Genomic DNA, 12166 nt, shown 5'->3' on the forward strand with positions numbered 1-12166 from the left:
AGCGTCAGGCGACATCAGTTGTGACTGAGTGACCGCTTTCGCGAGCAAGCTCGCTCCCACAGGGGTAAGTGTTGTGTTTCAGACGCTGAGCATCAGGAACTCACGCTCCCACGAGCTGATCACGCGCTTGAAGTTTTCATGCTCGGCACGTTTCACCGCGACGTAGCCACGGACAAACTTGTCGCCCAGGTACTGCGCAACGGTCTCGCACTCTTCCATTTGCGTCAGCGCTTCCTCGATGGTGATCGGCAGGCGCAGGTTGCGGCGCTCATAAGCACGGCCGTGGACCGCAGCGCTCGGCGCGATGCCTTCAACCATGCCGATGTAACCGCAGAGCAGGCTCGCGGCGATTGCCAGGTACGGGTTGGCATCGGCGCCCGGCAGACGGTTTTCTACGCGCATGGCTTCCGGGCTGGAAGTCGGTACACGCAGGCCGACGGTGCGGTTTTCCTCGCCCCATTCGACGTTGACCGGCGCCGAGGTGTCCGGCAGGAAGCGGCGGAACGAGTTGACGTTCGGCGCGAACATCGGCAGCACTTTCGGGATGTATTTCTGCAAACCGCCGATGTAGTGCAGGAACAGTTCGCTCATCTGCCCGTCGGCATTGGCGAAGATTGGCTTGCCGGTGGCTATGTCCACCACGCTCTGGTGAATGTGCATGGCGCTGCCCGGCTCGTCGCCGATCGGCTTGGCCATGAACGTCGCCGCAACGTTGTGCTTGAGTGCAGCCTCACGCATGGTGCGTTTGAACACGGTGATCTGGTCGGCCAGATCCAGTGCGTCGCCATGACGGAAGTTGATTTCCATCTGCGCCGGGCCGTCTTCGTGGATCAGCGTGTCAAGGTCCAGGCCTTGCAGTTCGCACCAGTCGTAGACGTCTTCGAATAACGGATCGAATTCGTTGGCGGCGTCGATGGAGAACGACTGACGACCGCTTTCAGCACGGCCCGAGCGGCCCAGCGGTGCCTTCAGCGGCAAGTCCGGGTCTTCGCAGCGTTGGGTCAGGTAGAACTCCATTTCCGGCGCCACAATCGGCTTCCAGCCTTTGTCGGTGTACAGCTGCAAGACTTTCTTCAGCACGTTGCGCGGCGACAGTTCGATCGGGTTGCCGAACTTGTCGAAGGTGTCGTGGATAACGATGGCGGTCGGCTCAATCGCCCATGGAATCACGTAGACCGCGTCAGCCACGGGCTTGCAGACCATGTCGATATCGGCAGGATCGAGCAGGTCGTAGTAGATGTCGTCGTCGACAAAATCCCCGGTTACCGTTTGCAGCAGCACACTTTCCGGCAGGCGCATGCCTCGCTCATGCAGGAACTTGTTGGTCGGTGCGATCTTGCCGCGGGCAATGCCGGTCAGGTCGCTGACCACACATTCGACTTCGGTAATCTTGTGATCTTTCAGCCACGTGAACAGCTGATCGAAAGGGGCATTCATAAAGACCTCGTTATTGGTTTTATAGACGCCGGGGAGGGCGGGTTTCATCTTCCGCCCCTTCCCCTGTGGCGCGTTGACGACTATCTTGGGCGAGCCTTGCAGTTCCATCTATCCACTTTAAGCAGCACCAAAGCGCACCAAAAGAGTGCGCAAGGTCACCCCATGACAACGTGCAATTCGCTCCAGGTTCAAGCGTTCAACACCGCCGATGTGGCCGAGCAAGTCCGCGCCACACCGGGCTGGGTCCAGCATTACCAACAGATGTCGCCGGGCCATTTCGCCGGGCAGATCCGTTATCTGGATCTGCAGGGTGTCGAGGTCTACGAAGAGCAGATGAACACCCGCGTCGAGCAGAACTTCAGCGCGCCATCGGGTGCTTTGGCGTTCTGTTTCGATCGCAGTGACAACGCGCTGTATCTGCTCAATGAAGAGAGCCGCAACATCTGGATCACCCCGGAGAACTACCAGGAAATCGCCGTGGTGTTCGGTCCGGAATTTGTCCGCCAGCACGGTCTGAATGTGGCGAAACTCGAAGGGTTGTTCATGACGCAACTCAATTGCGGACAGAACGCCTTGTTCAGTCGCTGGTTAAGCTCGACTCTCACGAAGTTGTCGCAAGCCGTTGATCTGCTTGATAAAGAGTCGTTGACGCAGCAGCTACTTGAAGACTGCCTGTTCATCCTCGACAACGCTCACACCAGCCTCGATCGCGGCGGATTACAGCGGCGTAGCGAGGAGCGGATGATCATGAAACGGGTAGGGGAGTGGGCGGCGGATTCGCCGGAAGACACCGTCAATCTCCTCGAACTGTCGCACGTGGCCGGGGTGCCGTTGCGGCAATTGCAGCAGGCATTCAAGGCCTACACCGGGATGACCCCGAGTCACTGGCTGCGCCTGCGCCGGTTGAACAGCGCACACCGTGAATTGCTCAAGCGCCGGCCGACGGAAACCACCGTGGCCGAGGTGGCGATGCACTGGTCGTTCTGGCATTTGGGAAGGTTTTCCAGCAGTTACCGGGCGTTGTTCAAGGAGTTGCCGAGCGAGACCTTGAAGCGCTCATGAAAGCTGTCGCGGTTAAAAAGGCTTTGTCTCGGCGCTGAAGTTAAATAGAATCACTCTCATTTGAAACTGACTTCGCGCAGGACTCTTGAGATGACTGAAGCAGCGACGCCATCGCCGCAGCACCTGCACGAACTGTATCGCGATCACCGAGGCTGGCTGGAAACCTGGCTGCGGCGGCGCATGGGCAATGCCTGGGATGCGGCGGACCTGAGCCAAGACACGTTCTTGCGCGTACTCTGCAGTGCGCAACCGATCGCCGACATGCGCGAGCCGCGCGCGTATTTGCTGACGGTGGGCAAACGCCTGCTGAGCAATTTCTACACCCGCCGCAGTCTGGAAAAAGCCTACCTCGAAGCCCTCGCGCAATTGCCTGAGGAGTGCGTGCCGTCGCCCGAACAGCGCTGGCTGCTGCTGGAAACCCTGCAAGCGCTGGATGAACTGCTCGATGGTTTGCCCCGAACTGTGCGCCGGGCGTTTTTGTGGAGTCAGCTTGAAGGCCTCGGTTACCGCGAAATCGCCGAGCGCTTGCAGGTCTCAGAACGCACAATAAAACGTTATATGGCGCAGGCTTACGAGCATTGTTTGATGTTGGATCTATGATGCGTGTCGCGCCCAGCACCGAAGCGCGTGAAGTCGCCCGTGCCGCCGCACAGTGGTTGGCATTGCTCGAATCTGGCGAGGCCAGTGAAGCCGATCACGTGCGACTGAAGCACTGGCGCGACAGCGATAGCCGCCATGAAAACGCCTGGCAGAAGATTCAATCGTTGCGTCAGCGCTTTTCCAGTCTGCCGACAGAATTGGCCATGGCCACACTCGATCGCCCGGATCTGGCGCGGCGGGCAGCATTGAAAAGGGCGCTGGGGCTGGCGGCTTTGGTGCCTACGGCGTGGTTGATCGGTCGCCAGTTGCCGCTCGACGTCTGGCGCGCGGATTTGCAGACTTCCACCGGCGAACACACGCGAACACGGCTGGCCGACGGCAGCAACTTGCAACTGAACACCGCCAGTGCGGTGAACGTCGATCTGGCCAGCCGTCAGTTGACGTTGGTGCGCGGCGAAATGGCGCTCAACGTTCCGGGTAGCACGGCGTTGACGGTCAACGCGCCGTACGGTCGGATCATTGTCAGCCGCAGCGAAGTCTGCGTGCGCCTCAACGAGCGTGACTGCAACGTGTCGGTGGTCAGCGGCTCGGTGCAATTGCAGCCGTTGCACGGCCCGGCACTTTGGTTGAGCGCCGGGCAACAGGTCAATCTGCACGCTTCCGGCGCCAGGCCGGTCGCGCTGTTCGACGCCAAAATGCCGGGCTGGCGTGACGGTGTGTTGATGGCACAAAACCAGCCGTTGGGGGATTTTCTTCGCGAGTTGAGCCGTTATCGCTCGGGGCTCCTGCGCTGGGAGCCAGCACTTGAACGTCTGCGTGTCACCGGCAGTTTCCGTCTCGACGACACCGATAAAGTGCTGGCGCTGCTGGCGGCGAGCCTGCCGTTGGAGGTCCATTCGCGCACGCGTTTCTGGGTAACGCTGACGCCGCGAAAAAATATCGTCTGAAGCCTGTCCCTTTTTTTCGCCTCACCGGTCATTGCAGGTAAGTGAACAAAATCGAGAGCTTCTTCCAATGCCCGCAGTATTCCCAAGTCGTTTGCGTCCGTTGTTGCAGTTGAGCCTCCTGCTGAGCCTGAGTGCCAGCCCTGTGTTGATCCAGTCCAGTTGGGCCGAAGACGCCGCTCGGCGCAGTTATCAGGTGCCGGCCGGCAGCCTCAGTGCCGCGTTGACAAGATTTGCCGGTTTGGCCGGGGTCAATCTGTCGGTGGATCCGGCGCTGGTCAGCGGGCGCAACAGTAATGGTTTGTCCGGCGAATTTGGCGTGGAGGAGGGGTTCGCTCGCTTGTTGCTGGGTTCCGGTCTGCAACTGCAACCGCTGGGCGAGCAGGCCTACACATTGATTCCAGCCGCCGAGGGCAGCAGCCTGCAACTGGCGCCGACGTCGATTCTCGGTGCCACCGGTTCCAGCGATGCCGATGTGTTTGCCGGCGGCCAAGTCGCGCGGCGTGGCTCGCAGGGTTTGCTGGGGTCGAAAGACTTCATGGAAACCCCGTTCAGCATGACCACCTACACCAGCGAGGCGGTAAAGAATCAGCAGGCGCGCACCTTGGGCGATCTGATTTCCAGCGATCCATCGGTGCGTGCGACGAACCCGGCCGGTGGTCGCTACGAGCAGTTCACCATCCGTGGTTTCAGCCTGTTCAACAGCGACGTGGCGTACAACGGGCTCTATGGCGTGCTGCCGACGTACACCATTGACATGGAAATGGCCGATCGCGTCGACATCCTCAAAGGCCCGAGCCAGCTCATCAACGGTATTTCGCCCCGAGGCAGTGTAGGCGGGGGCATCAACGTGGTGCCCAAACGTGCCACCGACAAACCGATCACCTCGCTGACGGCCAATTACGCGTCGAACAATCAGGTCGGCGGCGCGGTGGATGTCGGCCGGCGGTTCGGTGAGGACAACCAGTTCGGCCTGCGCTTCAACGGCGTCAAGCAGTCCGGTGATACCGAGTGGGATCATCAAAGTGTCGACCGTGACATGGCCGTGCTCGGCCTGGACTTTCGCGGTGAGCGGTTAAGGCTTTCGACCGACATCGGCCACACCGAGCGCGATACCGACGCGCCGCAAGAGCGCGTGCAAGTCGCGGCCAATGCCAAGGTTCCGAGCGCGAACAAGGTGCATCGCAACTACGCACAACCGTGGACTCAGGCGAAAACCGAGGACACCTTCGGCACGTTCAACGCCGAGTTTGATGTCAGTGATTCGGTGATGGTCTACGGCGGTGTCGGTGCTCGCAAAAGCAATCACGACTTCCTTCGACATGCGGTTTCCGTCACCAACGATGCCGGTGTTTTCAGCGTTCAACCGCGTGATTTCACCCGCGACGAGAATGTCCGTACCGCCACCGCCGGCGTGCGCAACTGGTTCCATACCGGGCCGGTGAGCCATGAAGTCAATCTGGCGGCCAGCTACTTTTATATGGATTTCGAGAATGGTGGCGCGCGTTACGCGGCAGGGCGCAGCAACCTGTATGACCCGGTGGAAACCGCCAAACCCGGTACGCCGACACGCAATGACGCCAAGGTCTACACCGAAAACCGCTTCAGCGGCGTGGCGTTGTCCGACACCCTGGGTTTTTTCGACGATCGATTGCTGCTGACCCTCGGCGCTCGCTGGCAGCGAGTGAAAGTCGATGACTGGAGCGATGACATCAAAGGTGACACCGCTTACGACGAAGAAAAGGTTTCGCCCTCGGGCGGGATTCTGTTCAAGGCGACTGACAAACTGTCGTTGTACGCCAACTACATGGAAGGTTTGAGCCAAGGCAAGATCGCGCCGTCGACCTCAGTGAACGAGGATGAGATCTTCCCGCCATTCATCAGCCGTCAGGTTGAAGTCGGCGCCAAGTACGACGCGGGCGCCTATGCTTTGACGGCTGCAGTGTTCCGCATCAAGCAGCCAGCCTATGAAACCAACGCCAGCACGCGGGTTTTCGGGCCCAATGGCAAGCGCGAGAACAATGGCGTGGAGCTGAGCGTGTTCGGCGAACCGCTCAAAGGTTTCCGTTTACTTGGCGGCGTGATGTACATCGACAGCGAGCTGACCCATACCACCAACGGCACGTTCGACGGCAATCGTGCGCCGGCGACGCCGAAATACAACGTCAATCTCGGCGCCGAGTGGGACGTGCCGACGGTGCAGGGGCTGACGTTGACAGGGCGGGGCATTTATTCCAGTTCGCAGTATCTGGATCAGTCGAACGACAAGGAAATCGACTCTTGGGAGCGCTTCGACGTAGGTACGCGGTACGCCTTCAAAGTCGATGAGAAAACCATCACCCTGCGCGCCAACGTCGAGAACGTGCTGGATAAACGCTACTGGAGTTCGGCAGGCGCTTCGGATGACAGTGAACCGGGGCTGACGTTGTCGACACCGAGAACTTATCTGCTTTCAGCGACGGTGGATTTCTGATTCCACTCGGAAAATCAAAAGCGTGCTCAGCGAGCTGACCTCCGAATCAGAGACGGTAAGTGGGGTTACAAGCATGAAAACATATACTACTTCGAAGACGATGGCGTCGCTTGCGAGTTGTAAAGAATTCCCACCGCTGTCAAGCTTGCAAATTCGTCGTTCGTCTTCGATATGCGCTTAACTACACTAAATGGTCGTTTAGTTGAGCTATAAAAAACCACCATAAAATCAAGGGAGCGGGCGATGATTCAAGGTAAAGCAAGCGCACAAGACGTGATCAATGCGCTGAATCTCGAACCGCATCTCGAAGGCGGCTATTTTCGTAGAACCTATCAGTCAAACCATCGCGACTGGCTCGAAACCGCTGCAGGACCGCGTTACCTGATGACTTCGATCTACTATCTGCTGACCGAGCAATCACCGGTTGGTCAGTTTCATTTCAATGAGTCTGACATCCTGCATTATTTCCACTTGGGCGACGCACTCGAATACAGCCTGATCCATGCGGACGGTTCATTGCAGACAATCATCATGGGCAACGATGTTCTCGCAGGACAGTGTTTGCAATTGCACGTACCGGGTGGCATCTGGAAAGCATCACGATTGCTGGACGGGACAAACGGATTTGGATTGATCAGTGAAGCGGTTTCGCCAGGATTTGATTTTGCCGACATGGAGATGGGGAATCGCCAGAAGCTCACGACAGCGTTTCCACAGCATCGAGCGTTGATTGAAAAGCTGACGCGGGATGAGGATTGAGCGATGCAGATTCAGAGGATTATCAGGCTGGAGGGAAAGCCGGTTTGGAGCATTGCAGGAGAATGAAATCTTGCGGGCAACGTGGTTAATCTCGAAACATCTTGTTACGTGTAATGTATATTATGTTAAATCATGTCAATTGATCCATACAGCTTCGTTCTACCGCTGGGCTACTCATTCAACCTTGATGGTTCAATGATGTATCAAGCGTTCGCCATCATGTTCATTGCCCAAGCCTACAACGTCGACGACGTTCAACCCAAGCACCTCATAGACCCGAGAAACCACCAGCATCGTCGCCTCCTCAACCGTTCCTTCATTACGGCACAACATCCAACCGTGATCCTTGACCGCTTGCTCGAACATTTCCGTACACGCCACATGCTCTGCGTGCTTCTGGATCACAGTGCCGCCCAGTCCTCGTGATCGGTTGGCAGCTCTGGCCCATGAAATATCCGGATCGGTGACGACGCCGACATGCAGATCTGGCACCCGCACATCTCGCTCCATATTCAATTGAAGAATCTCGGCAAACGGGATGGTCTGGCGAAACGCGGCATCCGAGGGATACCAGCGATCGATCAGGATGATGCTGTCCAGCGGCTGCTTCGTCAGAACGTTCTGGGAGATCCAGCGACGGCTATCCGCAAGGCGCTGACACACAGCCCACTCCAGATCCCGGCAAGGATTTCTCGCCAGAGTGTTGACCAAGGCCATGGTTTCCCCCCTGAACGGATCGCTTTTTCTCTCGCAAAGCCGGATGACTTTCTGGTTGCCCGCCCTCAGTACTTGCGTAACGGCCTCCAACAGTGTGGTTTTGCCGGTGCCTTTGGGCCCATCCAGAGAAACGAACAGCGGACGATTCATTGTTCACGCAACAATCAAGACATTGATGCCCACTCTAACCTCATTTCCGCCATTCCATCAGCGCATCCCTGCCCCTTGCTGATACTCCCGCGGCGTACAGCCAAACTCCCGGCGAAACACCGTGTGCAGATACTGCGCAGATTTAAACCCGCAACTGCGCGCAACGTCGGCGATCACCGAGTCAGTATTTTTCAATCCGCTGGTGGCCGCTGCCAGTTTGAAACGCAGGATCTCGTCATGCACGCTGCAGCCTCGCTCGGCGCGGAAATGCGCTTCGAGTGATGAACGCGACACACCGACATACGCCGCCACCTGCGCCGTTTTGATGCCCTGGCAAGCGTATTGACGGATGAACAGCAGCGCTTGCATGACGTAGGGATTGCCCAAAGGCTGGTGCAAGCTCGACACCTGCACGTTGACTGCATCGGGAGGAATCAGGATTTGTGTACCGGTGGACGGCATGCCATGGAGCATCTGATGGAGTAATTGCGCGGCGGTACGGCCCATGGTTTCTGTGCCCTGAATGACCGAGCTCAGCGGCACGCGGGTCAGGCTGCGGGTCAGCGGGTCGTTGTCGATGCCGATCAAGGCCACTTGCTCCGGTACGGCGATGCCGGCAGTCAGACAGGCTTGCAGCAACTGGCGCGCACGGGCGTCGCTGACGGCGATGATGCCGATGGGTTTGGGCAGGCTTTGCAGCCAGGCGATCAGTTGTTCGACGGCGCTGTCCCACAGCGGTGCGCTGGTGCCCATGCCGCGATAGATTTCGCCGTGCAGACCATCGCGCTTCATCAATTTGCGAAAGGCTTTTTCGCGCTCTTGCGCCCAGCGATTGGCCTGCGCTTCAGGCAGGCTGAAGCAGGCGAAACGCTGCAGTCCCGCTTCGATCAAATGCGTGTAGGCCAACGTTATCAGTGCGTTGTTATCGGTGGCGACGTAGGGAATCGCTTTCGGATAGGCGCGCTTATCCTCGTACGAGCCCCCTACTGCCACCACCGGCAACTGAATGTCGGCCAACGCCTCGCCAATCAGCGGATCGTCGAAGTCGGCGATGATCCCGTCGCCCTGCCAGCGCTCGATGCCTTTCAAACGACAGAGAAAATCCTCTTCCAGAAACAGGTCCCAGGAAGCGCGGGTGCTGCTCAGGTAGTTGCCGATGCCGCTGATGATGCCACGGTCGTAGATCTTGCTGCCGTTGAACAACAGAGCGATGCGGTGAACAGGCGGTACGGTTTTCATTGTTTTTATGCTTGTCCCGAGCCCCTTGTCACAGAGGCGATTGACACAGACTAGGCGCCTGATCGAAGAAGCTCAATACGCAAAATCGCACTCCGTGTTGATGTTTTTCATAATCAGCAGGGTCGGGGCCGTTGCTAGTATCGAGACACCGCCAAGAACAACAAGGACAAGGTCCATGCAGTATTTCCCCGATGTCGAGCCGATCCGCTACGAAGGTCCAGATAGCGATTCCCCCCTCTCCTTTCGTCACTACGACGCCGACAAACTCATCCTCGGCAAACCCATGCGTGAACACCTGCGCATGGCCGCCTGTTACTGGCACACGTTCGTCTGGCCGGGTTCCGATGTGTTCGGTGCGGGGACGTTCAAGCGCCCTTGGCAACACGTCGGCGATCCCATGGAATTGGCGATCGGCAAAGCAGCCGCGGCCTTCGAATTCTTCTCCAAACTGGGTATCGACTATTACTGCTTCCATGACACGGACGTCGCCCCGGAAGGCCAGTCACTGAAGGAGTACCGCAACCACTTCGCGCAAATGGTCGATCACCTCGAGCGACATCAGGAACAAAGCGGGATCAAGCTGTTGTGGGGCACCGCCAATTGCTTCAGCAACCCGCGTTTCGCTGCCGGCGCCGCGAGCAACCCCGATCCGGAAGTGTTCGCCTGCGCCGCTGCCCAAGTGTTCAGCGCCATGAACGCGACCCATCGCCTGAAAGGCGCCAACTACGTGTTGTGGGGCGGCCGCGAAGGCTACGAAACCCTGCTCAATACGGACTTGAAACGTGAACGCGAACAGCTGGGCCGCTTTATGCGCATGGTGGTCGAGCACAAGCACAAGATCGGTTTCACCGGCGACCTGCTGATCGAACCCAAGCCGCAGGAGCCGACCAAGCACCAATACGATTACGACAGCGCCACCGTGTTCGGCTTTCTTCAGCAGTTCGGGCTGGAACACGAAATCAAGGTCAACATCGAAGCCAACCACGCGACCCTGGCCGGGCATAGCTTTCATCACGAAATTGCGACGGCCGTTTCCCTGGGGATTTTCGGCAGCATCGACGCCAACCGTGGCGATCCGCAAAACGGCTGGGACACCGACCAATTCCCCAACAGCGTCGAAGAAATGACCCTGGCCACCTATGAAATTCTCAAGGCCGGCGGCTTCAAGAATGGCGGTTTCAACTTCGACTCCAAGGTTCGCCGCCAGAGCCTCGATCAGATCGATCTGTTCCATGGCCACGTCGGCGCCATGGACGTTCTCGCCCTGTCGCTAGAACGCGCAGCGGCCATGGTGCAGAACGACGAACTGCAACGGCTCAAGGACCAACGCTACGCCGGTTGGCAGCAGCCGTTCGGGCAGGCGGTGTTGACGGGGGACTTCAACCTTGAATCGTTGGCCGAGCACGCCTTCACCAACGAGTTGAACCCGCAAGCCGTCAGCGGCCGCCAGGAAATGCTCGAGAACATCGTCAACCGCTACCTCTATCGCTGATCGCTACGAGAATCTGCCGGCGCTTCGACGCTGTGACAATTGCACGACAATTCTGTGCCTGCCGCGTCTGCGGATTCTCTACAGTTTTACCAGCCCGATACTCATCGTCAGGCCGTGTCTTTCCAACAACAATAAAAGGACGCCCCACATGAAGAACGTAAAACGCACGTTATTGGCCACTGCTCTGGCCTTGCTGTCGCTGCCGGTGCTGGCTGACGCAGCCCACCCGAAAATCGGTTTCTCCATTGATGATCTGCGCCTGGAGCGCTGGTCGCGTGACCGTGACTACTTCGTTGCGGCGGCCGAAAAAATGGACGCCAAGGTCTTCGTGCAATCGGCGGATGCCAACGAGCAGAAGCAGATCTCCCAGATCGAAAACCTGATTTCCCGGGGTGTCGATGTCATCGTCATCGTACCGTTCAACGCCACGGTGCTGACCAACGCGGTGGCCGAAGCGAAGAAGGCCGGAATCAAAGTCGTGTCCTATGATCGCCTGATCCTCAACGCCGATGTCGACGCCTATATTTCCTTCGATAACGAAAAAGTTGGTGAGATGCAGGCCAGCGGCGTCCTGAAAGCGGCGCCCAAGGGCAATTACTTTTTGCTCGGTGGTGCGCCCACCGATAACAACGCCAAGATCCTGCGTGAAGGCCAGATGAAAGTGCTGCAACCGGCCATCGACAAGGGTGATATCAAGATCGTCGGCCAGCAGTGGGTGAAGGAATGGAATCCGACCGAAGCCCTGAGCATTGTTGAAAACGCCCTGACCCGCAACGACAACAAAATCGACGGCATCGTCGCTTCCAACGACGCCACGGCGGGCGGCGCCATTCAGGCACTGGCGGCGCAGCAACTGGCCGGCAAGGTGCCGATTTCCGGGCAGGACGCTGACCTTGCTGCTGTTAAACGTGTGATCGCCGGCACGCAAACCATGACCGTTTACAAGCCGCTGAAACTCATCGCCAGCGAAGCCGCCAAGCTCTCGGTACAACTGGCGCGCAACGAAAAACCCGCCTTCAGCTCGCAGTACGACAACGGCAGCAAAAAAGTCGACACCATCCTGCTCACGCCCACCCCGCTGACCAAGGACAACATCGACCTGCTCGAACAGGACGGCTTCTACACCAAGGCGCAAATCGCCGGGAAGTGACCCCATCACAAATCTCCGGTGATGCGAAAACCCTTGCGGGAGCGAGCTTGCTCGCGAAGACGGCAGCACATTCAGTATCGATGCCAGCTGAACCACCGCTTTCGCGAGCAGGCTCGCTCCCACAGGTTTCGTGGTGTGTGAGT

The 12166-nt window shown here is 58.2% G+C and carries 10 protein-coding genes and 1 pseudogene; 8 read left to right on the forward strand and 3 right to left on the reverse strand.

Annotation, left to right across the window (positions count from 1 at the left end):
• Positions 1–78 precede the first annotated feature (78 nt).
• Positions 79–1437: a glutamine synthetase family protein gene (locus tag H8F23_RS16430; RefSeq protein ID WP_194935054.1), complete on the reverse strand. Its 1359-nt coding sequence runs from the start codon at positions 1435–1437 to the stop codon at positions 79–81.
• 162 nt (positions 1438–1599) lie between these two features.
• Between H8F23_RS16430 and H8F23_RS16435 the strand changes: the two genes are divergently transcribed.
• From H8F23_RS16435 to H8F23_RS29155, 6 genes and pseudogenes are all read left to right on the forward strand, one after another.
• Entirely contained in the window at positions 1600–2499 is a 900-nt protein-coding gene (locus H8F23_RS16435; RefSeq protein WP_194935055.1) for a helix-turn-helix domain-containing protein, read from the forward strand.
• Between the two features lie 90 nt (positions 2500–2589).
• Positions 2590–3099, forward strand: a complete 510-nt coding sequence (locus H8F23_RS16440) for a sigma-70 family RNA polymerase sigma factor (RefSeq protein ID WP_194935056.1) — start codon at positions 2590–2592, stop codon at positions 3097–3099.
• Positions 3099–4046: a FecR domain-containing protein gene (locus tag H8F23_RS16445; protein ID WP_194935057.1), complete on the forward strand. Its 948-nt coding sequence runs from the start codon at positions 3099–3101 to the stop codon at positions 4044–4046. The genes H8F23_RS16440 and H8F23_RS16445 overlap by 1 nt, the downstream gene beginning before the upstream one ends.
• A gap of 67 nt (positions 4047–4113) precedes the next feature.
• Positions 4114–6516 (forward strand): TonB-dependent receptor, encoded by a 2403-nt coding sequence (locus H8F23_RS16450; protein ID WP_194935058.1) that lies wholly within the window; start codon positions 4114–4116, stop codon positions 6514–6516.
• Between the two features lie 243 nt (positions 6517–6759).
• Positions 6760–7275 (forward strand): cupin domain-containing protein, encoded by a 516-nt coding sequence (locus H8F23_RS16455; protein WP_194935059.1) that lies wholly within the window; start codon positions 6760–6762, stop codon positions 7273–7275.
• A gap of 132 nt (positions 7276–7407) precedes the next feature.
• Positions 7408–7476, forward strand: a pseudogene (locus H8F23_RS29155) (hypothetical protein); the annotation flags it as partial.
• On the opposite strand, the gene H8F23_RS16460 reads toward H8F23_RS29155, so the two are convergent.
• Together H8F23_RS16460 and H8F23_RS16465 are read right to left on the reverse strand one after the other, a co-directional pair.
• Entirely contained in the window at positions 7468–8142 is a 675-nt protein-coding gene (locus H8F23_RS16460; protein ID WP_194935060.1) for a dTMP kinase, read from the reverse strand. The pseudogene H8F23_RS29155 and the gene H8F23_RS16460 overlap by 9 nt on opposite strands.
• A gap of 57 nt (positions 8143–8199) precedes the next feature.
• Positions 8200–9381, reverse strand: coding sequence for a XylR family transcriptional regulator (locus H8F23_RS16465; protein ID WP_093431655.1), 1182 nt, complete (start codon positions 9379–9381; stop codon positions 8200–8202).
• A gap of 175 nt (positions 9382–9556) precedes the next feature.
• On the opposite strand from H8F23_RS16465, the gene xylA reads away from it, so the two are divergent.
• A complete protein-coding gene (gene xylA / locus H8F23_RS16470; protein WP_194935061.1) occupies positions 9557–10873 on the forward strand; it encodes a xylose isomerase in 1317 nt (438 codons plus the stop codon).
• 148 nt (positions 10874–11021) lie between these two features.
• Complete coding sequence (gene xylF, locus H8F23_RS16475) at positions 11022–12023, forward strand: D-xylose ABC transporter substrate-binding protein (protein ID WP_016986083.1); 1002 nt, start codon at positions 11022–11024, stop codon at positions 12021–12023.
• The last annotated feature ends 143 nt before the right edge of the window (positions 12024–12166 follow it).

It is taken from the genome of Pseudomonas neuropathica (genome assembly GCF_015461835.1).
In the GTDB taxonomy this organism is placed as follows: Bacteria; Pseudomonadota; Gammaproteobacteria; order Pseudomonadales; family Pseudomonadaceae; genus Aquipseudomonas; species Aquipseudomonas neuropathica.